The following is a 26560-nucleotide window of genomic DNA, read 5'->3' on the forward strand; positions in this document are numbered from 1 at the left end:
CGGAGCGGAGGGCAAGCCCGGGTGATTGCCCGCCCACTCCCCTGTCCGCCTCCGCCGAGCACCGTCCGCCGAGCGGGGGACTCAGCACGCGGCCCGGGCGGTCAGTCAGCGGCAGCGGCGACAGCAGCGGGCTTCGACGCGCGCAGGGAGTACATCAGCGGGATACGGGGCTGCCCGGCCGGGAGGCGGTAGTAGCCGTCCCCGCGCTCCAGGGAGGCGAAGCGCTGGAAGAGCGTCATGTCGTGCTCGTGCAGGAAGTCGATGCGCAGCCCGGCCGTAGCGAGGGCCGTGACGACCGCGCCGAGCGTGTGCTGCCACTCCACGCGGCGGTTGCTGACCGTCGGAGCGCTGAGGTCCGTATACGTGCCGGGGGTCTCGTCGATCCATGGGTCGCGGCTGAAGTAGTCGTGCGCGATGCGCGACGCGCTCTCGTCGTCCAAGGCGTCCGTCAACGGGTGGAACTCGGAGAGATGGAGGAAGCCACCGGGCGCGACGAGGGAGGCGACGGTCTCCGCCCAGCGCTCGATGTCGGGCAGCCAGCACAGGGCGCCGATCCCCGTATAGACGATGTCGTACGAGGAGTCCGGCACGGCCTCGACGGCGTCGTACACATCGGCTGTGACGAAGGCGGCCCGGTCCGGGCCGAAGCCGAGGTCGTCTGCGAGTTCGCGCGCGGCGTCGATGGCGGGCTCGGAGAAGTCGAGACCGACGACGTGGGAAGCGCCGCGCCGGGCGAAGGAGAGCGTGTCCAGACCGATGTGGCACTGGAGGTGCAGCACGCTCCGGCCGGTGACATCGCCCACCTCATCGGCCTGGAAGTCGCAGAGGGAGTCTTTGCCGGCGCGGAATGCTTCAAGGTCGTAGAAGTCGCTGGCGATGTGTATCGGTACGCGCTCGTCCCACATGGCGCGGTTGGCTTCTCGCCAGTCGGGGGCGGCGGGTGGCTGGAGCATGTTTTCGAGGTTATCCACAGGCTTGGGGGCTTGCCATCGAGTTATTGGCCGGGCGGCGCAGAATAGGGGGCATGACTGAGAGCGGTGGAGCGGTTCCGGACGGCAGAGCGAGCGGTGGGGTTGGGGGAGCCGATGGGGCGGGGCCTGTTGCCCCGGCCGGGGCGAGCGATGCGCCTGGCACCGGGTGGCCTGATTGGGAGAAGCGGTTCAGGGCACCGCGTGTGGGGCTGCCGGACTGGGCGGAGGGCGCCCCGGAGCGCTCGCTGTTCGTCTCCAACGCGACGGGCACCTACGAGTTGTACGCCTGGGACCGCGTCTCGGGTGAGCAGCGCCAGGTGACCGACCGGCCCAACGGCACGACGGACGGGGTGCTGGCGCCGGACGGCCAGTCGATCTGGTGGTTCTCCGACACCGACGGCGATGAGTTCGGCGTGTGGATGCGGCAGCCCTTCGAGGGCGGGAACGACGAGCCGGCGGTGCCGGAGCTGGCCGCTTCCTACCCGGCGGGCCTCGCCCTCGGCCTGGACGGAACGGCGGTCGTCGGCCGCTCCACGGACGAGGACGGCTCAGCCATCCACGTCATACGTCAACACGAGTCGGGCTCAGGCCGGACGGCCGCTGGTGACGCCGGCGGCGAGGGCGCCGGACACGAGGGGGCCGGGCAGCCGGACGCCGATCACGCCGGACGCGGCGAGCCGCAGGAGATCTACCGCCATCGGCAGTCGGCCGGTGTCGGTGACCTCTCGCACGACGCCCAACTGATCGCCATCGAGCACACCGAGCACGGCGACGCCATGCACTCGGCGATCCGGGTGGTCCGGCTGGACGGTTCCGCGGTCGCCGAGCTGGACGACACCAAGGGAGGTACGGAGGAGCTGGGGCTCGCCGTCATGGGCTTCGTCCCGGTCGACGGTGACGCGCGGCTGCTCGTCGGCCACCAGCGGCGTGGCCGCTGGGAGCCGATGATCTGGAATCCACTGACCGGTGAGGAGCGCGCGCTCACCATCGACCTGCCGGGTGATGTGGGCGCCGAGTGGTATCCGGACGGCATCGCCCTCCTGGTCGAGCACAGCTACCAGGCGCGCAGCGAGCTGTGGCGCTACGAGCTGACCACCGGCGAGCTGACCCGGGTGGAGACTCCGCCAGGGACGATCTCGGGCGCGACGGCACGGCCGGACGGCTCGGTCGAGTTCCTGTGGTCATCGGCCGCGCGCGCCCCTCAGGTGCGCTCCACCCTCGGGCGGGTCGTGCTGGAGGCCCCGGCGCTTCCGGGCGGGCTCAGCCGCGCCCCGGACTCGGTGCCGGTCATCGACGCGTGGGTGGAAGGGCCCGGCGGGCGGGTGCACGCCCTCGTCCAGAAGCCGGAGGGCGCGGGCCCCTTCCCCACCGTCTTCGACATCCACGGCGGCCCGACCTGGCATGACAGCGACGCTTTCGCGGCCGGCCCAGCGGCGTGGGTGGACCACGGGTACGCGGTCGTACGGGTGAACTACCGGGGCTCGACCGGGTATGGCCGCGCCTGGACGGACGCCCTCAAGCACCGGGTCGGGCTCATCGAACTGGAGGACATCGCGGCCGTCCGCGAGTGGGCCGTGGCCTCCGGGCTCGCTGATCCGGCACGGCTGGTGCTCGCGGGTGGTTCCTGGGGCGGCTATCTGACGCTGCTGGGGCTCGGCACCCAGCCCGACGCGTGGGCGGTGGGCCTGGCCGCGGTCCCCGTAGCGGACTACGTCACCGCGTACCACGACGAGATGGAGGCGCTGAAGGCGATGGACCGCACGCTGCTCGGCGGGACGCCCGAAGAGGTCCCGGAGCGCTTCGCCGCGTCATCGCCCCTGACCTACGTCGATGAGGTGCGCGCCCCGGTCTACATCTCGGCCGGTGTGAACGACCCACGCTGCCCCATCCGGCAGGTCGAGAACTACGTGTCCCGCCTGGAGCAGCGCGGAGCCCCCCATGAGGTCTACCGCTACGACGCGGGACACGGCTCGCTCGTCGTCGAGGAGCGGATCAAGCAGCTCCGGCTGGAGATCGATTTCGCCGAGCGCCATTTGGAGCGCCAGGGCAGTGGCCGGGTGAGTGGTCAGGTGGAGGAGGCGAGCACGGGCATGTGAGCCGGAGGCAGTCGGTCGGTGAGGGGCCGACAGGGAGGCAGGGAGGTCGGCCGACCCGGTCGGTGGGGCTGGAGGAGCCCCCGATGGGATTGGGGGACTGGTGGGACTGAGGGGGCCGGGGGGAGCTCCGAAGAGGGTCGGCCGGGTGGTTCTGGATTGGCCGGGGTGCCTGGATCGGCCGGGCAGGTCCGAAGGGGCTTGGTGGGCCCGGATGAGGCTGGGTAGGTCCGAAGGGGCTTGATGGTCCCGGATGACGCCGGGCAGGTCCGGTCGAGGCCCGACAGCCGCGCGCCGAGGAGGCGGTGCGGGCGCCGTGCCCGGATGAGGCTCTGAGGCTCGACAGGCCCCGGCAAGCCGCGCTAGCTGTTCGGGACCACCGGCTGGTTGTCGCGCGAACCAGCTGCGGCAGAGACGTCGGTCCCGGTGGGCGCGTCGGGCGGCGCGGACGCGTCGGCCTGGGCGGACGCGTCAGCCTGGGAGGACGCGTCGGCCTGGGCGGACACGCCCGTCGTCGCCGGTGTCGCGTCGGTCGTCGCCGGGATCGCGTCAGTCGTGCAGGGCCACGTCAGTCGTCGCCGGGGTTTCACCGGCGGAGTCCGTCGGGACGGAAGCAGCGGGCGAGCGAGGCGATGAGGGAGGAGATGCGGGAGGTGTGCCTGGCGCATCAGCCGGGGGAATGCCGAGGGCGATGTCCCTGGCTGTCTCCGCCTCACGGCGGAAGAGCCGGAACCACATGAAGATGACGAAGCCCGCGAAGACGAACCACTCACCGGTGTAGCCAAGGTTCTGGAATGCCTTCAAGTCCAGGCCGGTGCCCTCGGCGGCGGCCGGTGGCACAGGCTTCATGGGCCCGTCCGCCTTGGTGACGGTGATCCAGGCGTCATACACGTCGTAGGACACCAGGTTCACCAGCGAGGCAGCGCTGATCATGCCGAGCTGTCCATCCGGGAGCCCTCCGTCCGAGCGCACACCGTCGCTGCTGCTGTGCTCCGACGCCTGCAGTGCTCCCACCACGGTGACCTCACCTGACGGCGGGGCGGGCACCTTGGCCCGGTTGCTGGCGGCGTCGGCGTCGCCGGGGAGCCAGCCCCGTACGACGGGCAGTGCCTGCCCCTTGTCGGTACGCAGCAGGGTCAGGACGTAGAAGCCGTTCCGCTCGTCGAGCTCGCGGTCGGGAACGAGCAGCTGATGCTTGGTGTCGTAGCGGCCGGAGACCCGCGCGTGGCGTCCGGAGCTGTCCTGGGTGACGGGCAGGAGTTCAGCGAGCGGCTGAGCCGCGGCCGACTCCGCCTCGGCGGCGTGGTCCTGCTGCTCCTGGTGGGAGTCGACACGCGACTCGAAACGGCCGAGCTGCCAGCTGCCCATGAAGAGGCAGACCGGGATGGCCAGCACGGTGAAGACGTTGATTCCCCACCAGCGGGGCGTCAGCAGGAACCGATACACACCCCCACGGTACGGGCTCGCGATACCAGCACCGCACTGCCCCTCCCCCAGCCAAGCCCGTCGCCCCACCCTCAGCGCCCGGCTCGGCCGCCGGGCCGGCCCGGCTTTCCGCGTCGTACCACCCGGTCGGCTGACCGTTTCGCCACCGCGGTGACTAACCGGCCAGCGCTCCGGTGTGGTAGACGGTGCCCGAGCAGGCGTCCGGGACGGTCGTGCTAGCGACGACGGGGTCACCGGCGTCCGGTGTGTGGCTGACCACCACGCTCGACGGCGGGGGAGGCGGCTCGCCGCCACCGCCCGTGCCCCCGCTGCCGCCGCCGGGGTCGCCCGTGCTGGGCTCGCTCTGCGGCGCTGAACCCCCGGTCTCCTCCGTCGGCTCCGGGCTCGGCGTGCCCGTGCTGGAGCACCCCGTGGTGCCACCGTCGGGAGCCGGAATCCAGGCGTACTTGACCTCGTACACCTGGCTGGGCTGAAGGATGATCTGGTCGGGCGCGGTCGAAGGAGGAGGCAGCTGTGTGGCGGGGTCGCCAACAGTGTGGTCGACCACCTGGGTGCCCGCGGGATCGGCGCCGCCCTGCGGCGCCGCGTTCACGACTCCGCTGCCGTCGACCGAACACGCGCTGCTGGAGGTGTTGACGACGCGGAACGAGCCGTAGACGCGTCCCTCCGCGTCGGCCGCACCGACGCTGCTCCCCCCGTCCCCCAGCTGATCCCTCGCGCAGGTCGGGGCGGTCGCGGCGAGCGTGCTTGAGGGGTCGGGCCTGGCAGGGTCCACAGAGCCCGAGGGGCCAGTGGAGGGGTCGCCCTTCTTCCCCTTCTTCTTTTCCTTGTCCTTCTTGGAGTCGCCCTTCGGCGTCTCGCCCGGCTTTCCGGGCCTGCCCTCCTCGCCATGCTGCCCCCCGTCCGCCTCACGGGTGCGCTCGCTGCTCGCCACGTTGGCGGGCCGCTCACTGGAGCCATCGCCGGTGGTGGCCACGTGGACCAGCGCGGGAATCGCGGCACCTGCGAGCACCACGGCCGCGACCGCTCCGACGAGAGCCTGGCGACGGCGCGTACGACGGGCGGGGACAGCGCGCCGGAGGTGGTCAAGAGATTCGGGAGACGGTTCCAGGTCCTCTACAGCGCCTTGGAACAAGCGCCGGAGTGCCTGCTCGTCCACGTCGGCGCCGAGCCCCGGCAGGCCACCGGGTCCACCGAGTCCGCCGGGCTCTTCGCGAGTCGGCTCCTCGGGACCGCCGGCGACACCGCTGGTCTTCTTTGCCAGACCACTGGCCCTCGCGTCGGCCTCGCCACCCGCGAAGCCGTCGCTCTCGCGGCCCGCACCGGCCTTCTCATCACCACGAGCCCGGGCGCCACCGCCGTCCCGGTCACCGACACTGTCCCGGTCACCGTCACCGAGCCGGGCATCCCCGGCGGTCCGCCCGTTGTCAACGTCCGGATCACTTTCACCGGCCGGTTCACCACCACCGGCCGTTACGTCGCTGACACTGCCGCTCTCGCCAGCACCGCTGACGCTCGCACCGGCATCACCGGCATCACCGGCACTCCTGTCGGTGGCAGCGGCAGCCCTGTCGGCATCTCTACCGCTGGTGTCGCTGGTGTCGCTGCTACCCAGTCCGTCAGCGGTGCCACCGGGCTCGCCACTCGCGCGCTGGTCATGCCCGTCCTGCCGGTCTGGTCCACCCGGCCCGTCACTCCCGTGGTTCATGCCGGAGCCTCCATGGCGATGCGCAGCGCGGCGATCCCGCGCGAGCCGTACGCCTTGACCGACCCAAGCGATATGCCGAGCGTGTCAGCGACCTGGGCCTCCGTCATGTCCGCGAAGTAGCGCAGCACAAGCACCTCGCGCTGTCGGCGCTGCAAGCCTCGCATCGCCTTAATCAATTGGTCGCGCTCCAGCTGTTCGTACGCGCCTTCTTCGGCACTCGCCATGTCGGGCATCGGCTTGGACAGCAACTTCAGCCCGAGAATCCGGCGCCGCAGCGCCGAACGGGAGAGGTTGACGACTGTCTGCCTCAGATAAGCAAGGGTCTTCTGTGGGTCTCGCACTCTGTTGCGCGCGGAATGCACACGGATGAAAGCCTCTTGTACGACATCCTCACACGAAGCGGTGTCGTCCAGAAGCAGAGCCGCGAGGCCGAGCAGCGACCGGTAATGGGCGCGGTAGGTCTCGGTAAGATGATCAACTGTGGTGCCCGCTGCCATCGCGTCGTCAGTGTCCCCGCGCTGTGAAGGAATCTGGGCGGGGCGCGTGGCGGGCCATGGCGCGATCACCGGCATACCACCAGCGGAGCGGGGACGCTTCGGTCGCACTGCTGTGCTTCCACGCCCCACTGGGACTGCTGCGATGCCAAGTGCCTCTGCCACGCTTGTTTGACACGCTTCCCCCCGTCAGGGTTGTACGCGTGAGGCATCGCCTTTGGCGATGCATCAAATGCCCCCATGCGCACCACTCTTCCTCAATGCCCCATTTGCTGGAGTGCCCATAGGGGGCGGCCACAAAGACGCTCCCCACCCGTCCGCGGGTTGCAGTGGGTGGGGAGCGAATAATCGAACGAAACAACGCCGCGGTTCAAGTGGCCCAGACCAACAAGCCCGTCGTGAAATCTTCACACACTCACAGCACCTGGAGAGCATGGTCGCGCACAGACCCGCCGGTTCGCGCCACCGCGCTCTCGCGTCCGCGCGCGTGAAACGTACGAAACGCGCGAAACGCCACGCGGAGACGAGCACCGCGTGGCGTTCACGTAGATCGCAGGCGTACGCAGAGAGCCGCAGGCGTAGGCACACGCGTAGGCACAGGGCCCCACGCGCGGCACTACAAACAGTGCCTGCCTCGTCGTTGGACCACAGCAGCGGCCGGTCCCGGCTTCCCGGCCAGGAAACCAGCCGCGCCACCACGCGTCCGGGCCGCCCGACTGCCCACCGACCGACACCGGCCGGCACAGATCGACACCGACTGATACCGCCCGGCAGTCGGGCCGCGGCGCGGGCTCAGCCCAGGCCCGGACATCCAAGGACATCCAACTCCGGAGACCAGGTCCGAAGACCGGGCCGGCCGCCCCCGGCCGCCGCCGTCAGGTCACGTCACCTCACTGGCTGCTGGTCAGCTCCGCCGCGACGACCTCGGCGATCTGCGCGGTGTTGAGCGCGGCGCCCTTGCGGAGGTTGTCGCCGCAGACGAACAGCTCCAGCGCGTTCGGGTCGTCCATCGAACGCCGTACGCGCCCCACCCAGGTCGGGTCCGTACCGACAACATCGGCCGGGGTCGGGAACTCACCGGCGGCCGGGTTGTCGCAGAGCACGACGCCCGGCGCGCTGGCCAAGATCTCGTGCGCGGCGGCGACGGTCACCTCGTTCTCGAAGCGTGCGTGCACGGTCAACGAGTGCGTCGTGATCACGGGGACGCGCACACAGGTCGCGGTGACCCGCAGCTCCGGCAGCCCGAGGATCTTGCGGGACTCGTTGCGGACCTTCAGCTCCTCGGACGACCAGCCGTCCTCCTTGAGTGAACCGGCGAACGGCACCACGTTGAGCGCCATCGGCGCCGGGAACGGCCCCGTGTCGCCGACCGCTCGCCGCACATCGCCCGGCTGCGTGCCGAGCTCCGTACCGGCCACCTTCGCCAGCTGGTCACGCAGCGTGTCGACGCCTTCCTTGCCCGCGCCGGAGACGGCCTGGTACGAGGAGACAATCAGCTCGCTGAGGCCGAATTCGGCGTGCAGCGCGCCCATCGCGACGATCATCGACAGGGTGGTGCAGTTGGGGTTGGAGATGATGCCGCGCGGGCGTACCCGGGCCGCGTGCGCGTTCACCTCGGGGACCACCAGCGGCACGTCCGGGTCCATCCGGAAGGCGCCGGAGTTGTCCACGGCGATCGCGCCCTTGGAGGCGGCGATGGGCGCCCACTGCGCGGAGACCTCGTCGGGCACGTCGAACATCGCGACGTCGACGCCCTCGAACGCCTCCTCGCTCAGCGCGATGACCTCGACCTCTTCGCCGCGCACGGTGAGCTTGCGGCCCGCAGAACGCGGGGAAGCGATCAGCCGGATCTCGCCCCAGATGTCCGCCCGCTCCGAGAGGATGCCGAGCATGACCGTGCCCACTGCGCCCGTCGCACCGACGACGGCCAGGGTGGGCTTGCGGGTGTCGCTGTTACTGCCGCTCATCGCCCGGTGCCCCCGTACACGACGGCTTCGTCGCTCTCGCTGTCCAGGCCGAAGGCGCTGTGCACCGCGCGCACCGCGTCCTTGACCTCGTCCTGACGCGTCACGACCGAGATGCGGATCTCGGAGGTCGAGATCAGCTCGATGTTGACGCCCGCGTTCGACAGCGCCTCGAAGAAGGTCGCCGTGACGCCCGGGTTGGTCCGCATGCCCGCGCCGACGAGCGAGATCTTGGCGATCTGGTCGTCGTAGCGCAGCGAGTCGAAGCCGATCTCGGTCTGCGCCTTGGTAAGGGCTTCCATCGCCTTGTGACCGTCGGTCTTCGGCAGCGTGAACGAGATGTCGGTCAGCCCAGTGGACGCGGCGGAGACGTTCTGCACCACCATGTCGATGTTGAGCTGGGCGTCCGAGATCGTACGGAAGATGGCCGCAGCCTCACCGGGCTTGTCCGGCACGCCGACGACCGTGATCTTGGCCTCGGACGTGTCGTGGGCGACCCCGGAGATGATCGCCTGCTCCATGCCTTCTTCTCCTTCGGACTGGTTACGCACCCAGGTGCCCACGTGGCCGGAAAACGACGACCGGACGTGGATGGGAATGTTGTAGCGACGGGCGTACTCGACACAGCGCAGGTGCAGCACCTTGGAACCGCTTGCCGCGAGTTCGAGCATGTCCTCGAAAGCGATCTGATGTATCTTGCGAGCCTTTTTCACCACGCGCGGATCGGCGGTGAAAACGCCGTCCACGTCGGTGTAGATCTCGCACACCTCGGCGTCGAGCGCCGCCGCCAGTGCCACGGCGGTGGTGTCGGACCCGCCACGTCCGAGCGTGGTGATGTCCTTCTTGGCCTGCGAGACCCCCTGGAATCCGGCCACGATCGCGACCGCGCCCTGGTCAAGGGCATCACGGATACGGCCCGGCGTGACGTCGATGATCCGCGCTTTGTTGTGGACCGAGTCGGTGATGACACCTGCCTGGCTGCCCGTGAAAGACAGCGCCTCGTGGCCGAGGTTTTTGATCGCCATGGCCAGCAATGCCATGGAGATTCGCTCTCCAGCGGTCAGCAGCATGTCGAACTCTCGCCCGGCAGGAATGGGGGATACCTGCTCGGCGAGGTCGATCAACTCGTCCGTAGTGTCGCCCATCGCGGAAACCACGACGACCACCTGGTGGCCGTTCTTCTTGGCTTCGACGATTCGCTTGGCGACGCGCTTGATGCCCTCGGCATCCGCAACGGAGGAGCCGCCGTACTTCTGCACGACAAGGCCCACGTGCGCTCCTCGCTCATATCTTCTGGGGTTGACCCCCAGACCCCCGCAAGGGGGTAACTGCGGTCGGCTCAGTCTAACGAGCAGGCCGGACAAGCCCTCCCAATATCACATAGCGAGACACAGAACTCACTTCGTGATCAGGCAGGACGCGTCCACGTCCACACACCCGCTCAGCGACGAACCCTGCCCGCTGCGGGCCAGAGCATACGGAAACGTAAGCCAGGTCACAGCCAGGATCACACTCAACACCCAGCGCCACCGCGACCCCGGCTCACCACGACAAGCACCCCGGCAAACCTACCCACACGCCACACGGGCCCTCAACGGCCCCTAAAGCCACTCCGACCCCACACTCAAGGCCAAGCGCCGCCTGCGGGCCGCATCGCGCCCTGGCCCAGCCCACGGCCTTCCAGGCCCATACGCACGGGCCCGCCGACCCGCCGGTGCGGCGACAGGCGAAGCCCGGCTGACGCAGCCATCAGACCGGTAGCAGAGGTTCGCCTGGAGTGCGAGAGGTCGGCGGGGTCCGGCGGGGCCTGGCGGCTCCGACGGCGGAGGCTCAGCTGCGGGCGGGGCGCAGGCCGAGCGGGGCGGCGATCTCCGCGGCCATCACCTTTCCCGCCTCCTCCGCCAACTGCTCCTCGGCGTCCGCGTTGCTGTCCGTGTCCAGCCCGTCCAGCTCATCCAGCGGACTGTCCAGCCGTACGTGCGCGACCAGCGACTGGAGAGCGCGCAGCGCGGCGGAGGCGGTCGTTCCCCAGTTCGAGAGGTAGGAGAACTGCCACCACCACAGCGCCTCGCTCACCCGGCCGTCGCGGTAGTGCGCCATGCCGTGCCGCAGGTCGGTGATGATGTCCGCCAGGTCGTCGGAGATCCGGCAGGCGACCGGCGAGCTGCGCGGCACGTACGGGTCGAAGACCTCCGAGTACACGTCGATCGGGTCGAGCAACGTGGCGAATCGTTCACGCAGGTCGTCTACGTCCGGTTCAGGGCCGATATCCGGTTCGTAGCGTTCGTCCGGAACGAAGTCCTCGTGGGCGCCAAGGCGACCGCCCGCGAGGAGCAGCTGAGAGATCTCCAGAAGAAGGAAGGGGACCGCACTGTCCGGCTCATCCCCCTTGGCCACCTCGGTCACCGCGACGATGAAGCTTTCGATCTGGTCAGAGATCTGAACAGCGAAGTCGTCGGGGTCCTGTCGGGTGTCGTGCAGCTTTGCGTCAGACATCGAGAAGTCTTCTCCCTTCGAAGGCACGTCCCAACGTGACCTCGTCGGCATACTCCAGGTCTCCCCCGACGGGCAGTCCGCTCGCCAGCCGCGTGACCCTCAGGCCCATGGGTTTCACCATGCGCGCGAGGTACGTGGCGGTGGCCTCCCCCTCAAGGTTTGGGTCCGTAGCCAAAATCAGCTCGGTGACAGCCCCGTCAGCGAGCCTGACCAGCAATTCTCGTATCCGCAGATCGTCCGGGCCAACCCCCTCGATGGGGCTGATCGCTCCGCCGAGCACGTGGTATTTGCCGCGGAACTCACGAGTCCGCTCAATCGCGACAACGTCTTTCGGTTCTTCGACGACGCAGATGATCGCCGGATCACGACGCGAGTCGAGGCACACCCGGCACTGCTCGGCTTCGGCGACGTTGCCGCACACCGCACAGAACCGCACCTTCGCCTTGACCTCTGTCAGCGCGTGCGCCAGACGCCGGACGTCGGTCGGCTCGGACTGCAGGATGTGGAAAGCGATCCGCTGCGCGCTCTTGGGCCCCACGCCGGGCAGCCTGCCCAACTCGTCAATGAGGTCCTGGACCACGCCTTCGTACACGGAACGCCTCCTCCTTCTCTGCTGTGCTCTCGGGTCCTGCTGTGTTCTCTGAGGTGTGCTCTGATGCTGCTGTGTTCTGGCCTATGCGGTGTGTTGTCCCTGGCCACGGTGGGTGAGAGCCGGTGCCGGGGTCTCGTGCCGCCGCTTCGCAGCGGTGGGGCGGTCGTCCATCGGGCGGGCAGACGGCGCGACGGGCCGTCTGCCTCCGATGCGGGTAAGGGAGTAGGGGCGAGGGTCAGAAGGGGAGCCCCGGCATGCCGCCGAGGCCCTGGGCGAGAGGTCCGAGCTTTTGCTGCTGCAGCGCCTGCGCGGACTGGTTCGCGTCACGGACGGCCGCGAGGACCAGGTCCGCGAGGGTCTCCGTGTCCTCAGGGTCCACTGCCTTCGGGTCGATGACCAGCCCCTGGAGCTCGCCACCGCCGGTCACCGTGGCCTTGACCAGGCCGCCGCCCGCCGAACCCTCGACCGGCGTCCGCGCCAGCTCCTCCTGAGCCGCCGCGAGATCCTGCTGCATCTTCTGAGCCTGCTGCAGCAGCTGCTGCATGTCGGGCTGGCCACCACCGGGGATCACGGGCTTACTCCTGTCCGTCCACGAACGTCTTCGGTAGCCCGAGCCTACGTGTTCAGCAGTCGCCGCGCCCTACGCCGTACGAAGGAGGGCGAACGCAGCCGTACGAGCTGGGGATGACGGCCCAGGAGACCCCCGGCGGCCCGGCGGTTACTCGTTCGCGATCTCCTCTATCACCGTCGCACCGAGCTCGCGCACGATCAGGTCATGCCCGCTGAGCGCGCTGTCGACGAGATCCGGGTCGTCCTCGGCCCAGACATCGTCCTCCGGCGCGATCGGAGCGGGCTCGCGCTCCCCGTACGCCCGCGCGCCCGCGGGTCCGGACGCCCCACCCGGCCCCGCGGCTCCAGCCGGTCCGGCCGAGGCGGAACCGGCGGACGCGGACGCCTGCCGTGCGCGCTGCGCCCCCTGGCCGCCCCCAGGCCCAGCGGAACCCGTAGCTCCGCCAGCACCGGCGCCGCCCTGCCCACTGCCACCACCGGCCGGTCCCGCCCCCGTGCCGCCCTGCCCCGACTGATCCTGGCCAGGCCCAGCGGGCGAAGCCGGGGCCTGCGCGGGCGCCAGCTGCCGGGGCGGAGCTGCCGGGGCGCCGCCACCGAATCCGCCGCCTCCACCGAAGCCCCCACCTCCGACGCCGCCGGAGCCCCCGTCTTGCCCGGCTCCCCCGCCCTGCCCGGCACCGCCGGAAGGATCGACGACCGCCTCGACCCTCCACTGCACGCCGAACTGAGCGCTGAGAGCCTCGCGCAGCACGTCCTCACTGCCACCGCTGACAAAGCTGTCGCGGGCGCCCGCGTTGGAGAACCCGACCTGGAGCGTGGTCCCGTCAAAGCCCACGACCTGCGCGTTCTGGCTGAGCAGGATCCACGTGAACCGGCGCCGGTTCTTCACCGCTTCCAGAATGTCCGGCCACATCTGCCGGACTTGTGCGGCTCCCTGAGCCATGCCGCCACCCTGGCCAGGCTGCGCCGCATCGCCCGCTGCCTGCCCGTGCGCACCCTGGGCCCCACCGGCACTGCCCGCACCACTCGCCCCGTACGCAGCGCTGGCCGCCGTTCCATCGGCCGGGCCAGCACCTGGTTGCTGGGGCTGCGGCGCCGGGGCCGCGCCCTGACCACCGCGCCCGCCTTGTCCAGGCGCCACGGCCGACGGCCACGCACCGGGCCGAGAGGCGCCGCCAGCACCCCCACCAGCACCAGCCGCACCACTCACACCGGTACCGCCGGTCCCACCAGCACCACCCGACGCAGGCCACGCCCCAGGCTGCTGCCGACCGCCCGGTTCCTCACCCGGCTGACCACCCGCCTGCTCGGCCTGGCCTGGCCCCACGGCGGGCGGCGACGCGGGCTGAGGCGGCGCGCTCGGAGCCGCCGCGTTCTCAGGGGACACGGACGGAGACGGCGCGGACTGGGCCTGGACAGGCTGAGCCCCCGCAGGCCACCCACCAGGCGCCGCGTCCGGCACCGGAGCCGCAACCGCCCTCTCGGCGCCCACCGCCGACGCCCCACCCGCGCTGGGCACCGCGCCCGCGTCCACGCCGCGACCCGCTACCGCCGCACGCGCGGCGGCCGGACCGGCCGGCACCGGAGCCGCGCCGCCGTGCGCCTGGGGTCCAGGCACGTACCCCATGGGTGGACCAGCGGGCGGCGCGCCGACGATGCCGTTCGCCAGGGCACCCCGTTCCAGCTTGTCCAGCCGGGCCCGCACCGACCGCTCATCGTCGAATGCCGCGGGCAGCAGCACCCGCGCGCAGATCAGCTCCAGCTGCAACCGGGGCGAGGTCGCCCCGCGCATCTCCGTAAGACCCTCGTTGACCAGATCGGCCGCACGGCTCAGCTCGGCCGCACCGAACACCGCAGCCTGCGCCTGCATCCGCTCGATGACCTCGGCCGGAGCGTCGATGAGGCCCTTGGCCGCCGCGTCCGGCACAGCCGCGAGAATCACCAGGTCCCGCAGCCGCTCCAGCAGGTCGGCGACGAACCGCCGGGGATCGTTGCCCCCCTCGATGACCTCGTCCACGACCTCGAAGGCGGCAGCCCCGTCATCAGCCGCGAAGGCCTCCACCACGGCGTCGAGCAGCGAGCCGTCCGTATAACCGAGGAGAGCGGTCGCCATGGCGTATGTCACACCGTCCTCGGCGGCGCCGGCGAGCAGCTGATCCATGACCGACATCGAGTCCCGCACGGACCCCGCCCCGGCCCGCACGACCAGCGGCAGCACGCCGTCCTCGACGGGGATGGCCTCGCTGCCGCAGACCTCGCCCAGGTATTCGCGCAGCGTGCCGGGCGGCACAAGCCGGAACGGGTAGTGGTGCGTACGCGACCGGATCGTCCCGATGACCTTCTCCGGCTCGGTGGTCGCGAAGATGAACTTCAGATGCTCCGGCGGCTCCTCGACCACCTTCAGCAGGGCATTGAAGCCCGCCGAGGTGACCATGTGGGCCTCATCGATGATGTAGATCTTGTACCGGCTGGACGCCGGGCCGAAGAACGCCTTTTCCCGCAGGTCACGCGCGTCATCGACACCACCATGCGAGGCCGCGTCGATCTCGATGACGTCGATCGAACCGGGCCCGTTACGCGCGAGGTCCTGGCAGGACTGGCACTCACCGCAGGGCGTCGGCGTGGGTCCCTGCTCACAGTTCAGGCAGCGGGCCAGGATGCGCGCACTGGTCGTCTTGCCACAGCCGCGCGGACCACTGAAGAGGTACGCGTGATTGACCCGGTTGTTCCGCAGGGCCTGCTGCAACGGGCTGGTGACATGCTCCTGCCCGATGACCTCGGCGAAGGTCTCGGGGCGGTAGCGGCGGTAGAGCGCAAGGGACGACACACCTACGACGATATCGGCCCCCACCGACAACCAGCCCACGCCGAGCAGCCACCCGTCCGGCCACGACGGCAAGCGTGCAGGTCACACCATCGATCCCCACAACGCAAACGCCCCCCACGCACCCGCCAGAGCCCACTTACCCTTGCTGCCTTCCGGCCCTGGGGGATTTCGGTGAGATAGCGCCACGTGAGGGGCTGGCCACTACCTTAGCGGATACCCAAGGCTCCTGAGACCGCCCCGGGTCACCTGCGGATCGTGTTCGCGAGCACTGCTTCGCGTCTTGTATTGTTTGCGGCGGAGGATTCGCCTAGTGGCCTAGGGCGCACGCTTGGAAAGCGTGTTGGGGGCAACCCCTCACGAGTTCGAATCTCGTATCCTCCGCAGCCGCCCACCTGGGCAAACGAAGGGTCCGACCGCTCAGCGGTCGGACCCTTCGTCGTCGTGTGGTCTCAGTTTTGGTCTCAGTTGCGCTGGCGGGCAGCCGTGGACTCTCGCGGACGGGCTTCGGCTCTCTGCCGACGATCAGGGGCCCTGATCGTCGGCCCCGTCGAGACCAAGATCCTCCTGGGCGACCAACCTGAGGCTCGGCGGCAACGTGCGAGCCGCGCACCGACCTGAGCCGGCCAACCGGCCAGCAGAGAGGTCAACCTCAGCCTCATTGACAGAGGGCCCAAATAGGATGCCCAGCGGAGACTCCGCGGCTTCTAGACCGCCACCCAGACACGAGCAAGGACACCCCCGACTGATGGCAGTGACCCAGCAGGAGATCGAGAACCGCTTGTGGGACGCCGCGGACGAGCTGCGCGTGGCGATGCCCGAAGCGCAGTACTCCTCGGTCGTCTTCCCGCTGATGTTCTGGAAGTACCTGTCGGACACCTGGGAGCACCAGCACCAGGAGTTCCTGGCCGACAACGAGGGCCTGGAGGGCCTTTCTCCCGAGGAAGCCCGAGAGATCGAGTACCGCGACTACCAGTCGTTCGAGATCCCGTTCATCCACCCCGGCACCGTCAAGGAGCGTCGCGCCTCCTGGTCGTCCATCCTCGCCACCGTCACCCAGCCCGGCCTGGGTCAGCGGGTCCGCGCCTCCCTGCAGGCCATCGAGACGGCCAACCCTGACAAGTTCTCCCGCCTGTTCGGCAACATGACGTGGGCCTCCGAAGAGGTGCTGTCGAGGGAGGTGCTGGCAGCGGTGATGCAGGCGATGGACCGCACCCCGAAGATGCACGAGGGCAACATGTCCCACGACGTGCTCGGCGGCGCGTACGAGTACCTGCTCAAGCGATTCTCCGACGGGTCGGGTACCCGCGCCGGCCAGTTCTTCACCCCCCGCGAGGTCGTCGAGCTGATCGTCGAAGTCCTGGAGCCCAAGAGCTTCGAGTCGGTGTACGACCCGACCTGCGGATCAGGCGGCATGCTCATCGCCTCCGCGAACCTGCTGAAGGCCCGCGGTGGGCGTGGCTACACGCTCAGTTTGAACGGGCAGGAGGCCGTAGCGGAGACGGCGGGCGTGGCCCGCATGAACCTCTTCATGCACAACCTCACCCAGTTCAAGGTCGAGGTCGGCGACACCCTGAAGGATCCGCGCTTCACGAAGGCGGACGGCACAATCAAGCAGTTCGATGTGATCCTCGCTAACCCGCCGTACAGCCTGAAGTGGAAGCCCTGGACCAAGGACCCGCGTGCCATCGGCGGGGTCGCCCCGCAGTCGACGGCAGACTGGGCGTTCGTTCAGCACATGATTGCCAGCATGGGCGCAGAGAGGGGACGCGCCGGCGTCGTTTTGCCGCACGGCGTCCTCTTCCGCGGCGGCCAGGAAGCAGCCATCCGCCAGCGTGTCCTGGACGACGATCTCCTCGAAGCAGTCATCGGACTGCCTGCCAACCTCTTCTACAACACCGACATCCCCACAGCGATCTTGGTGTTCCGTGCACCCGGCACCAAAGCCCCGGAACGACAGGGCGGCGTGCTGTTCATCGACGCCTCCAAGCGATTCGCCAAGGCTAAGAATCGCAACATCCTGACGGCAGCTGACATCGCCGATGTCGTGACCGCCTACCACTCGAAGTTCGATGCCGATGGCAACCAGGTGGACCCCGATGGAGGAAGCGGCCTCACCGCGCGACTCGTCCCCGCTACGGAGATCACGGCAAACGGGTACGACCTCAACATCGGCCGTTACATCAAGCAGGCTGCTGCCGAGCAGGAAGACCTGGGCACCCTCATCGACGCCTACACCTCCGCCAGAGCCGAGCGGCAGAAAGCCGAACAGCACATGCTCACTGTCCTCGCCGCTGCTGGAATCGAGGGATTCCATGGGTGAATGGCGGCACGTTCCTGCAGGGAGGATCGCGCGTCAGCGGCGGGAGATCGTTCGCCTGGAGCCGAGCGCCGAATACCGCACGATGGGGGTCCGGTGGTACGGCAAGGGTGCATACGACCGGGGCGTGGCAACGACGGAGACTGTCAAGGCCAAGTCCCTCTACCGGGTGCGGGAAGGAGACTTCACCTTCAATCGGATTGACACTCAGAAGGGTGCATTCGATGTCGTCTCTGCCGAGCTTGACGGCGCCTTGGCGACGAACGAGTTCCCCCTCTACGAAGTAGACGAAGAGGAAGTGGTAGGCCGTTTCCTGCTCCTCAACTTCCAGCGGCCAGAAGTCCTGCGACAGATCGGCGCTATGCGTGCTGGCTCCGAGGGGCGCGCCCGCTGGAAGGAAGCTGACTTCGAGGCGTGGATGATCCCCGTGCCGCCGCTACACGTCCAGCTGCGGATCACCGAGGTCATCGATTCGGTGGATGACCAGATCACCGCGCTCGACGCCGAGGGGGAGGCGCTGACGGCGGTTCTGCGTCGTCGACGAGCCGACCTCATCGCCGACAATTCGATTGAAGCCGTGAGGGCCGAACAAGCCTTTGACTTCTCAACCGGCGTGCGCCGGACACCCGACAGGGGCGCCGGCCCATACATGACGCCCTACCTACGTTCCGCGAACGTCGGCTACGGGACGCTCGACCTCTCTGACGTGCTCGAGATGAACTATGAGCCGGCGGAGCGCGAAAAGTTCGCACTCCGCTACGGCGATGTCGTGGTGTCCGAGGGCAGCGCGAGTGTGAATGCGGTCGGGATGCCCGCCATGTGGAGAGACGAGCTGCCAGCTCCCGTCTGCACCCAGATGACCTTGCTCCGCCTCCGGGCATTGGAAGGTGCATGCATCCCCGAGTTCGTCTTCCACTGGAGCATGTGGGCCTACGAGTCCAGAGCCTTCCTCGACATCGCTGGTGGCACCAACATCAAGCACATCAGCGCCAAGCGGGCCAAGGGCATGGCTGTGCGCCTACCCTCAATCGATCGGCAACGCGAGATGGTGGCGGAACTCGGCGCGATGGAGTCGGCGTTGAAGGCGATCCGTGCTGAAGCCGCTCGTCTCCGTGCAGCCCGGGTAGGTCTCCTGTCAGGGCTGCTGGACCAGAGCATCACTATCGACGTTTAGTCCGACCTGGGGGGTCTGAGGCGTGGCGAAGGGTATTCGGGAGCGCGAGTTCCAGAACCAGATGATCCAGTGGTCCTTGCCGATGGGTTGGGATTACACCGCAGGGCGGGCGCTGCCGCGGGAAACCACCCAAACGGTGCTCGTTTCGCACCTGCGTGAGGCCATCGTCAAGCTGAACCCCGGCGTGATCAACGGGTTTGACCTGGACGCGGTGGTCAATGAAGTCGTGGCCACGGTCACCGCCGTCGACGGCGGACTCGTCCGGGCCAACGAGCAGGTGCTGCGGCTGTTGCGAGGCCGGAAGGAGTTCCGGGACAACGACGGCGTGTGGCACACACTGAAGTTGGTCGACTTCGAGACACTGAACGCCAACACGATGGTCGTCTCGGACGAGGTAACCATCAGCGTGCCAGGTAAGACCTCCCGCCGGTTCGACCTCGTCTACTGGATCAACGGCCTACCTCTGGTCGTGGTCGAGGTGAAGTCACCCACCGCGAAGTCCGCGTGGGCGGAAGCGGCCCGCGAGATCAACAACATTTATGCCACGGAGTACCCGTGGTTCTTCACGCCCAACGTCTTCGCCGTCGCCGCTGACGGACTGAAGCTGCGGTTCGGTGCCGTCGGCGCGCCCACCAACCTGTGGCAGCCGTTCCGGTCCACCGAAGATGACGAGAACCTGTCCGGTAGCGCCGACATACAGCGCTCCGTCGAGTTGTTGATGAACCCAGCCACGGTCCTGGATATGCTCGCCAACTTCGTCCTCTTCGACACTGCCGGGGGAGGGACCGACAAGAAGTACCTCCCCCGCTACCCGCAGATGGAAGCTGCGCACCTGATCCACGAGCGTGTCTTGCAGGGCGGCTCGAAGGGACTGGTCTGGCACCACCAGGGCTCCGGGAAGACTCTGCTCATGGTGTTCGCTGCCGCGCTGCTACTGGCCGACACTCGCATCGAGTCACCCACGATCATCCTGCTCTCGGACCGGACTCACCTCGTCCGGCACACCTCAGGGGTCTTCACCTCAGCGATGGGGGACGCGTACTTCCACAAGCCTTCGAACAGCCAGAAGCTGCGGGCCCTGCTAGCCGATGACGTGCGTGGTGTCATCTCCACGACCGTCCACAAGTTCGCCGAGGCCGGCAAGAACCTGTCGGTCCGGAGCAACATCATCGTGCTCGTCGACGAGGCCCACCGCACCCAGTCCTCCGATGAAGAGTCCCTGGCCGGGCAGATGCGCGCAGCGTTGCCCAACGCGAGGTTCTTCGGCATGACCGGCACCCCTATCAGGAACCTCGCCACCGACACATTCGACCTCTTCGGCGAGGAGGGCGACCCTGGGCGAGTGCTACACCGGTATTCGGTATCCCGCTCTCTGCTGGACGAGGCGACCGTCCCGGTCATACTGCATCCGCACCCAGTCTCCTTCGACATGGACGACCAGGCGTTGCAGGCCGAGTTCGACGAGTTCGCTGACGACTTCGACCTTGATGACCCCGACCGTGAGGCCCTGTCCCGTAAGTTCGGACGCCTGACCTCGGTGTTCGCCAACCCCGACCGTATCCACACGGTCTGCCAGCACATCGTGGACCACTACCTGGCCGGCGCATACCGCAACGGCCTCAAGGCGCAGGTCGTCGCATACAACCGTGAGCTGGCCGTGGCGTACACGGACAAGATCAACGAGCTGCTTTCAAGCTTCGAGGCGTCCCAGGTGCTCGGCGAGGTCGGGAAACATCAGCGGATTACGGCCGAGGTGAACATCTCCGTCTCGGACTCCAAGACCACAGACGTTGGCATGAAGCCATACCAGCTCTCGGAGGCCGAGGAAGAGGAGCAGAAGCGGCGGTTCCTCAGCCCGGACGACCCGATGTGCTTCCTGGTGGTGACCGCGAAGCTGATGACTGGCTTCGACGCTCCCAACGAGGGTGTCCTCTACCTGGACAAGCCGCTGAAGGCCCACAACCTGTTCCAGACGATCACTCGTCCGAACCGCACGTGGGTGTCGCCGACCGGTTTCGTGAAGACCTCCGGGGTGGTCGTGGACTACATCGGCCTGGCCGAAGAGGTCCAGCGGGCAGTCGTCGACCCCACCGCGGCTGGTCCTCGCAAGGGAGGCGGGTTCGTCACCGACTTGTCCGAGCTGGTCACAGAGTTCCGTAAAGCCTTCGCCCGTATCGAGGACCTTCTGGCGGACGTGGACGGTGTGGACCTGACGGTCCACGGGTACCAGTCCGTCCGAGCCATCAACGTCTTCCTGGATGCCAACCCCGACGCTGCCGAGGTTTTCAGCAAGCACTACCGACTTCTGGCCCGCCTGTACCCGTTCATCAATACTGACAAGCGGGTTGCCAAATACAGCGACGGCTTCGGACTGTTCGGATCCGTGTACACGACCCTGTTCAAGAAGTCCTCTGATGAGGAGAAGAAGGAACGGCTGGCTGAGCTGGGGCCGATGGTCGTGGAGATCATCAACACCCACGTCCACTCCTTCAAGGTGGTTGCTTCTCAGGAGGAAACCCTCGTTCTGGATGCCCAGGGCATCACGATCCTCAAGGAGTTGCTGGCACTCGTCCGCCCCAAGGCCGACAAGGGGGGCAGCGAGGACGCATCTCCGCCGTCAGCGGCGGAGATCCTGGACCACATCAAGGCAGCCCTCGACAAGGGTGTCGACCCGGATTCCGCGAAGTACACCGCCCTCGCGGAGCGGATCAAGCAGCTGCGGGACCGGATCATCCAGAATGCCCAGGACGCGCTGGACTTCCTGTCTGAAGCACTTCGGGTGGCCCGCGCCATCGTCAACGCCGAGAAGCACCCCGACGAAGCCGTCGTCGTGCTGGACGACGACCACATCGGCGTCCTGTCGCGGATAATCCACGACCACGCTCCCGCCGGCCTCACCATCACGGAGAGGAACCTGGCCGAGGAGATCGACCAGGTAGTCAGGCGCACCCTCGCGCGGGCGTGGGACAACGCCGAGGCCCGCAACCGAGGCGCCCGCCGCGCCACCGCTGCGGTCTTCCGCCGCTACGCCCTGAAGCCGGTAGGGGAACCATACGACTCCACCGTCGCCTACATCGAGGCCCACTACCTCGTCGACTGACGAACGCGCGGAGACCCGGCACCCCGCAGTGGGTGTCGGGCCTCGTCGCGTTGTGTGGGCCTGCTGCTCTCCCTAGCGTCACCTGGGGGCGCGCGGGTGTGGTTCGCCCTGGTAGGCGGGCATTCCAGGGCACTACCAGTCGTCGGTGTCGCCGTACTTTCCCGGGTTCCGGGCGCGATCCACAGCCTGTGTGCACGCCTCGGCGAAGGCCGCCTCTACTGCGGCCTTATCCGTGCCTCGCACCTGGGCCTCGACCTCCTGACCCGTGCCGGGTCGTCGGGCCGTGCGCCAGGCCGAGGATCGGTCGGTGTAGCGGTCGGTCTCGAAGTCCCAGGCCGGCATCGACCACTGCTCCGGGACCCCGGTCGCCGCACGTTCCCCGCCGGGAAGGAACAGGGCTCGGGCGTGGAAGACCACGGCCCGCTCCGGTACACGGTCGCGGATGGCGCTCGCGCCGTCCGGGCCTTGGTGTTCCCAGCGCCAGCGGTCCCATGCCTCGACCTCGGAGGTGTGGTCGGGCCAGTCCTCGCTCCAGCGTGCGACGACCTCGTCAGCGTGCTCGCGGTGGAGGAAGGGAACGCGCCGTTCGCCGAGGCGGGCGACGTGGACCATCAGCTCGGCGGGGACGGGGCTCTGGCCTGCCTCCGGCGCGGCACTTCCCGCAGACTGGTCTGTGCCCCACAGGAGGCCGCCGACCTTGGCGGCGGTGTCCTTGAGGACGCGGCTGGTCAGGTGCTGGTAGCGGCGGCGCATCCGGGCGGACTTGCCGGGTTCCCAGCCCATGATGGAGTCGACGATCGCGTCGGAGACGCCAAGGATGAGCAGGACTGTCGCCGCGGTGTGGCGGGCGTCGTGGAGACGGGCGTCGCGGACGCCGGCGGCTTTCAGGAGCTCCTTCCACTTGTGGTAGTCCGTGTTCGGGTTCAGGGGCTCGCCGGTGGGCGAGGTGAACACGTACCCCTTCTCCGTCCACAGGTCACGGGCCCGGGCGCGCTCGCGTGCCTGCTCCTCCTTGTGCTGGCGCAGGAGCTGGAGGAGCTCATCGGGGGCCCCGATGGGGCGCTGGCCGGCGCGGGACTTGGCGTTCTTCGTCTCGCGGCGGGTGTTGATCTTCTGGGGGCAGAAGCCGGGCTTACGTCCGCAGCGGTCTCCGCAGCCGTGCTTGTAGCGGGGCCGCAGCCGGCCACGCCGTACGCGGATGACGCCGAGCTCGAAGTCGACGTCGTCCCACTGCATGCCGAGGACCTCGCCCTGGCGCAGGCCGAGGGCGAGCGCGATGACCCAGCGGGCAGTGTTGCGGTGCTTGGCGGCCTCGGCGAGGAGGCGCTGGACCTCTTCGACCGTGTACGGCTCGACCTCCTCCTCTTCGACCTTGGGGGCCTTGGCGATGGAGGCCGGGTTCGAGGTGAGGTGCTGGCGACGCACGGCCTCGTTGAGCGCCGCGCGGACCGTGCGGTGAGCCTGGTGGGCGGTGCCTGCGGCGCTGCCGTTGTCCTGCATCTTCTTGTAGAAGCGCTCCAGGTGCTCGGGGTCGAGCTTCTCCAGGCGGTGGGCACCGAGGCCGGGGATGAGGTGGTGGTAGACCGCCACCCGATAGCCATCGATCGTGTTCTCCGAGACGTGCGCGGCGGCGATGTTCTCGACCCAGTGGGTGAGCCACGTCTTCACGGTCCACGACTGACCGACCTTGCGGACGGCGCCCTTGTCGCGCTGGCGCTCCAGGTCGCGAACGACCTTGGTGACCTCGGCCCGGGTCTTGCGGCTGACGTGACGCCGGTCGGGGGTGCCGTCGTCCTTGACGCCGACGGTGACGCGGCCGTGCCAGCGGCCGTCCTTGCCGGAGTAGATGGTCGAGGCGCCGTTTGGCTGGCGGGTCTTGGCGGCAGGGGACTCGGTCACGCGGCCGTCCCGAAGTCCGAAGCGCCGAGACGGCGGGTCAGGAAGTCGTTCACCGCCTCCGCTGGGATTCGCCGGAGAGTGCCGATCTTCACGGAGGCGATCTCTCCTGCGGAGACATACTCGTACAGCTTGGTGCGGCCGATGCCCAGGCGGCGGGCGGCCTCCTCAACCGTGAGCGCAACAAGCGTGGCGTCACCGCCGTCAGGGCGGCGCTGGGCCACGAGGGTGCGCAGGGCGCCCTCGGGGACGTCCAGGAGCTGGGCTATCTGGGCAAGCGGAAGATCGTTTCCGGGCAAGGAGAAGTCCTTATCTGACCAGGGTGGGACGGCGAGTCCCGGGCTGGCCGGTTGATCCTTCAGGGATGGGCGTTGTGCGGTGACGAACCGGGCGGAGGCCGGCCTCGGCCGATTTACTCGACCAGCGCGAACGTGCTCCAGCCGCTGGCTTCGCATTCGAGCTCGATCCGCTCGGCAAGGTCGCAGCAGCGGCTCTGGATGCGTTGGATGCGGGACAGCATCGTGGTGGACACGGGATGGCCGAGCACAGTCACCCAAGCGGCCAACTCACGATGAGCGATGCCGCGATCGACGCGGAGGATTCCGATGCTTCGCACGCCTCGTATTCCCGCGTCGATGATTTCAAGTGATCGCGCTGTCATGCCCCAAGTTGTAGCGTTCATTCGCCGGTTTGGTTAACCGGCGATCGTGGTCTATGTTGCGCCGCGCACGACTTCGGCGCGGAGGGATTCACTGGTCCTTGGGGTCCGGGTTCCGAAATGCCAATCGGCATCCAGAGGCTGCTCTGACGTGGGGTGTTGTGTTGTAACTTCCCGTGGCGAGCCAGTCAACCGCTTGGCGATGTGACGCTTTTGGCTCGGCGACGAGGGCAACTATTTGGTCAACCGCCGATCGTGCCCTACCGTTTTCGCACCGCCCTCTTCACCCGATTCTCGGCAGCCTTTCTGCCGTCAGAGATTCGGCCGCATTGGGCTGGACTTGTGCGACCTGGGTGTGGCTGTGTTGACGACACCCCCAGGAAACGCGACCGGTTCTCCGCGCGCCCGCGCGAACAACCGGTCTCCGCCCTGCCCTTACGCCCGCTCCACCCCGACCGACGGTGAGCCGCGGCTGCAAGCCCGCCGGCAACCGAGTGAGGACCGCCCCCTCTTGGCACGAATTCGCACCATCAAGCCCGAAGCCTTTGTCTCCGAGTCCCTGGCCGTAGTCACCCTGACCGCCGAACGCACCTTCTTCGGCCTGCTCACCCAGGCCGACGACCAGGGGCGCCACCGCGACCACGCCGCGATCATCGCCGGGCAGCTCTGGGTCCTGCGCCCGGACCACACTCCCGCCGATGTAGAGGAGGACCTCGCTCAGCTCGCTGACGCCGGCCTGATCTGCCGCTACCAGGGGCCGGACCACAAGCGCTACCTGCACATCGTCACCTGGCGAGAGCACCAGAAGATCAACCGGCCGAGCAAGAGCCGCCTCCCCGGCTGCCCGCACCACGACGCCCCGGCTGGCGCGATGCCGGGCGTCGCCGAGCGCGCCGCAGGAGGCAGCTTCACGGTGCCCGCATCGTCGTCTCACGGAAACCTCCGTGAAGGCTCCGGCGAAGTGTCGGAGCACGCAGTGATTCCAGGCGCTGACGATGAACCCGCAGGTCAGAGGGATTTCACGGAGCACTCGGTGAAGGATGCTGGAGGGCTCCCTGCGGTGGCAGTGATGCCTCACGGTCCGGATCTAGGACCTAGGATCATGGATCTAGGAACTACCCCTTCGGGGGGCGCGAGCGCCCCCGCGCCCGACACGGTCTCGGTCCAGCAGCTGATCGGCGAGTACGTCGCCGCATGTGCCCACCGCCCGCCAGCGGGCGTCCTGGGCCATCTCGGCCGGGAGGTGCGCAAGCTGCTCGATGAGGGCATCGCCCCCGCCCACATCCGGGCCGGACTCGAACGCCACAGAGCCAAGGGTCTGCACCCCAGCACCCTGGCGAGCCTCGTCCACGAGGCCATGAACGCCACGTCCGCACCGGTCGCCCACAGGGCGTGGACGAATCCCAGCGACGTCGACGCCGCCTACGGAGGTGACCTCTGACCGCCACCCTCACCCGAGAGCCCCGCCGCGTTGGCCCGCTCGCCGACCGGCTCAACACGATCCTGGCCAGCCGCAGCATCGATCCCGGTGTCACGGCCGAGGAACCGCCGACCGAGCCGGTCACGGCACTAGAGCTCGCCGACGCCCGCATCCCCGCCCGCTACCGCCGAGCCTTGGCCGACCACCCGCAGGTCACCGCATGGGCCGACCAGGTCGCCGGCGCCGGGCGCCCCGGACCCGGCGGACCCGGGATCGCCGAGGGCCCGTCGCTGTTGATCGCCGGTCCCACCGGAACCGGCAAGACCCACCAGGCGTACGGCGCCCTCCGCGCGCTCCTCACCCGAGGCGTCCGCCTGCGTTGGGAAGCCACCACCTCCGCCGACCTCCACGCGCGCCTCCGCCCCCGCGCCGGCCACGACGCCGAACGGGACCTCCAGACGCTGGCCCGCTGCCCGCTGCTCCTCCTGGACGACCTCGGCGCGGCCAAGACCAGCGAGTGGACCGAGGAGCTGACCTACCGGCTGATCAACCACCGGTACGAGCACATGCTCCCCACCCTCATCACCACCAACCTGCCGATCCCCGAGCTGCGCATCGCGCTCGGTGACCGCGTCGCCTCCCGCCTCGCCGAGATGACCGAGCGCGTCATCCTCACCGGCCCCGACCGACGCCGCCGGAACGCGCCCACCGCCTGATCGGCCCGTGCGCGTGCCCCTCCCCCGCCCTGCCTCGCATCACCATCCGCGCTCACGCCTGCCCTGGGCGGCGCGGACCCCCTCGGGGACGGGGCCACGCGACCAGTCCCACCGTCAT

At 68.7% G+C, this 26560-nt stretch carries 19 protein-coding genes, 1 tRNA gene and 1 other RNA gene; 7 read left to right on the forward strand and 14 right to left on the reverse strand.

Features of this window, described 5'->3' with window-relative positions:
- Positions 1 to 101: 101 nt before the first annotated feature.
- Complete coding sequence (locus AC5P1B_RS21355; protein ID WP_493888922.1) at positions 102 to 953, reverse strand: class I SAM-dependent methyltransferase; 852 nt, start codon at positions 951 to 953, stop codon at positions 102 to 104.
- 71 nt (positions 954 to 1024) lie between these two features.
- Between AC5P1B_RS21355 and AC5P1B_RS21360 the strand changes: the two genes are divergently transcribed.
- The gene (locus tag AC5P1B_RS21360) at positions 1025 to 3067 is read left to right on the forward strand and encodes a S9 family peptidase (RefSeq protein WP_493888923.1); all 2043 of its coding nucleotides are present in this window, start codon (positions 1025 to 1027) and stop codon (positions 3065 to 3067) included.
- 546 nt (positions 3068 to 3613) lie between these two features.
- On the opposite strand, the gene AC5P1B_RS21365 is transcribed toward AC5P1B_RS21360, so the two are convergent.
- From AC5P1B_RS21365 to ffs, 10 genes are all read right to left on the reverse strand, one after another.
- Entirely contained in the window at positions 3614 to 4510 is an 897-nt protein-coding gene (locus AC5P1B_RS21365; RefSeq protein WP_493888924.1) for an SURF1 family protein, read from the reverse strand.
- 154 nt (positions 4511 to 4664) lie between these two features.
- Positions 4665 to 6218 (reverse strand): hypothetical protein, encoded by a 1554-nt coding sequence (locus tag AC5P1B_RS21370; protein WP_493888925.1) that lies wholly within the window; start codon positions 6216 to 6218, stop codon positions 4665 to 4667.
- A complete protein-coding gene (locus AC5P1B_RS21375) occupies positions 6215 to 6790 on the reverse strand; it encodes a SigE family RNA polymerase sigma factor (RefSeq protein WP_493888926.1) in 576 nt (191 codons plus the stop codon). Before AC5P1B_RS21375 ends, AC5P1B_RS21370 begins: the two co-directional genes overlap by 4 nt.
- 812 nt (positions 6791 to 7602) lie before the next feature.
- Positions 7603 to 8679, reverse strand: a complete 1077-nt coding sequence (locus AC5P1B_RS21380) for an aspartate-semialdehyde dehydrogenase (RefSeq protein WP_493888927.1) — start codon at positions 8677 to 8679, stop codon at positions 7603 to 7605.
- A complete protein-coding gene (locus AC5P1B_RS21385) occupies positions 8676 to 9947 on the reverse strand; it encodes an aspartate kinase (RefSeq protein WP_493888928.1) in 1272 nt (423 codons plus the stop codon). The genes AC5P1B_RS21380 and AC5P1B_RS21385 overlap by 4 nt, the downstream gene beginning before the upstream one ends.
- Positions 9948 to 10506: 559 nt before the next feature.
- On the reverse strand, positions 10507 to 11172 hold the full coding sequence (locus tag AC5P1B_RS21390) for a DUF5063 domain-containing protein (protein ID WP_493888929.1): 666 nt from the start codon (positions 11170 to 11172) through the stop codon (positions 10507 to 10509).
- Positions 11165 to 11764 carry a recombination mediator RecR gene (gene recR, locus AC5P1B_RS21395; RefSeq protein ID WP_493888930.1) on the reverse strand — a complete coding sequence of 200 codons (600 nt, stop codon included), beginning with the start codon at positions 11762 to 11764 and terminating at the stop codon, positions 11165 to 11167. Before recR ends, AC5P1B_RS21390 begins: the two co-directional genes overlap by 8 nt.
- Before the next feature lie 235 nt (positions 11765 to 11999).
- Complete coding sequence (locus tag AC5P1B_RS21400) at positions 12000 to 12335, reverse strand: YbaB/EbfC family nucleoid-associated protein (protein WP_493888931.1); 336 nt, start codon at positions 12333 to 12335, stop codon at positions 12000 to 12002.
- Between the two features lie 147 nt (positions 12336 to 12482).
- A complete protein-coding gene (locus AC5P1B_RS21405) occupies positions 12483 to 15161 on the reverse strand; it encodes a DNA polymerase III subunit gamma and tau (RefSeq protein WP_493888932.1) in 2679 nt (892 codons plus the stop codon).
- Between the two features lie 103 nt (positions 15162 to 15264).
- An RNA gene (gene ffs / locus AC5P1B_RS21410) (signal recognition particle sRNA small type) lies at positions 15265 to 15359 on the reverse strand.
- 98 nt (positions 15360 to 15457) lie between these two features.
- On the opposite strand from ffs, the gene AC5P1B_RS21415 reads away from it, so the two are divergent.
- The 4 genes from AC5P1B_RS21415 (at position 15458) to AC5P1B_RS21430 (ending at position 21752) form a co-directional block, all read left to right on the forward strand.
- Positions 15458 to 15542 (forward strand) — tRNA-Ser (locus tag AC5P1B_RS21415).
- A 364-nt stretch (positions 15543 to 15906) separates the two neighbouring features.
- Complete coding sequence (locus AC5P1B_RS21420) at positions 15907 to 17481, forward strand: type I restriction-modification system subunit M (protein WP_493888933.1); 1575 nt, start codon at positions 15907 to 15909, stop codon at positions 17479 to 17481.
- Positions 17474 to 18652, forward strand: a complete 1179-nt coding sequence (locus AC5P1B_RS21425; protein ID WP_493888934.1) for a restriction endonuclease subunit S — start codon at positions 17474 to 17476, stop codon at positions 18650 to 18652. The genes AC5P1B_RS21420 and AC5P1B_RS21425 overlap by 8 nt, the downstream gene beginning before the upstream one ends.
- A gap of 22 nt (positions 18653 to 18674) precedes the next feature.
- On the forward strand, positions 18675 to 21752 hold the full coding sequence (locus AC5P1B_RS21430) for a type I restriction endonuclease subunit R (RefSeq protein ID WP_493888935.1): 3078 nt from the start codon (positions 18675 to 18677) through the stop codon (positions 21750 to 21752).
- Positions 21753 to 21884: 132 nt separating this feature from the next.
- Here AC5P1B_RS21430 and AC5P1B_RS21435 read toward each other — a convergent pair whose 3' ends face one another.
- From AC5P1B_RS21435 to AC5P1B_RS21445, 3 genes are all read right to left on the reverse strand, one after another.
- Complete coding sequence (locus tag AC5P1B_RS21435; protein ID WP_493888936.1) at positions 21885 to 23651, reverse strand: tyrosine-type recombinase/integrase; 1767 nt, start codon at positions 23649 to 23651, stop codon at positions 21885 to 21887.
- Positions 23648 to 23947 carry a helix-turn-helix domain-containing protein gene (locus AC5P1B_RS21440; protein ID WP_493888937.1) on the reverse strand — a complete coding sequence of 100 codons (300 nt, stop codon included), beginning with the start codon at positions 23945 to 23947 and terminating at the stop codon, positions 23648 to 23650. Before AC5P1B_RS21440 ends, AC5P1B_RS21435 begins: the two co-directional genes overlap by 4 nt.
- 113 nt (positions 23948 to 24060) lie before the next feature.
- Positions 24061 to 24309: a hypothetical protein gene (locus tag AC5P1B_RS21445; RefSeq protein ID WP_493888938.1), complete on the reverse strand. Its 249-nt coding sequence runs from the start codon at positions 24307 to 24309 to the stop codon at positions 24061 to 24063.
- 508 nt (positions 24310 to 24817) lie between these two features.
- Here AC5P1B_RS21445 and AC5P1B_RS21450 point away from each other — a divergent pair.
- Both AC5P1B_RS21450 and AC5P1B_RS21455 read left to right on the forward strand, forming a co-directional pair.
- Positions 24818 to 25747, forward strand: a complete 930-nt coding sequence (locus AC5P1B_RS21450) for a hypothetical protein (protein WP_493888939.1) — start codon at positions 24818 to 24820, stop codon at positions 25745 to 25747.
- Entirely contained in the window at positions 25744 to 26442 is a 699-nt protein-coding gene (locus tag AC5P1B_RS21455; RefSeq protein ID WP_493889005.1) for an ATP-binding protein, read from the forward strand. Before AC5P1B_RS21450 ends, AC5P1B_RS21455 begins: the two co-directional genes overlap by 4 nt.
- The last annotated feature ends 118 nt before the right edge of the window (positions 26443 to 26560 follow it).

Source organism: Streptomyces sp. A01 (genome assembly GCF_059026195.1).

What these genes read in the sequence shown, in the direction of transcription:
- AC5P1B_RS21355 (WP_493888922.1), bottom strand. Translation starts at nt 953, where the DNA reads ATGCTCCAGCCACCCGCCGCCCCCGACTGGCGAGAAGCCAACCGCGCC.
- AC5P1B_RS21360 (WP_493888923.1), top strand. Translation starts at nt 1,025, where the DNA reads ATGACTGAGAGCGGTGGAGCGGTTCCGGACGGCAGAGCGAGCGGTGGG.
- AC5P1B_RS21370 (WP_493888925.1), bottom strand. Translation starts at nt 6,218, where the DNA reads ATGAACCACGGGAGTGACGGGCCGGGTGGACCAGACCGGCAGGACGGG.
- AC5P1B_RS21375 (WP_493888926.1), bottom strand. Translation starts at nt 6,790, where the DNA reads ATGCCGGTGATCGCGCCATGGCCCGCCACGCGCCCCGCCCAGATTCCT.
- AC5P1B_RS21380 (WP_493888927.1), bottom strand. Translation starts at nt 8,679, where the DNA reads ATGAGCGGCAGTAACAGCGACACCCGCAAGCCCACCCTGGCCGTCGTC.
- AC5P1B_RS21390 (WP_493888929.1), bottom strand. Translation starts at nt 11,172, where the DNA reads ATGTCTGACGCAAAGCTGCACGACACCCGACAGGACCCCGACGACTTC.
- AC5P1B_RS21420 (WP_493888933.1), top strand. Translation starts at nt 15,907, where the DNA reads ATGGCAGTGACCCAGCAGGAGATCGAGAACCGCTTGTGGGACGCCGCG.
- AC5P1B_RS21425 (WP_493888934.1), top strand. Translation starts at nt 17,474, where the DNA reads ATGGGTGAATGGCGGCACGTTCCTGCAGGGAGGATCGCGCGTCAGCGG.
- AC5P1B_RS21445 (WP_493888938.1), bottom strand. Translation starts at nt 24,309, where the DNA reads ATGACAGCGCGATCACTTGAAATCATCGACGCGGGAATACGAGGCGTG.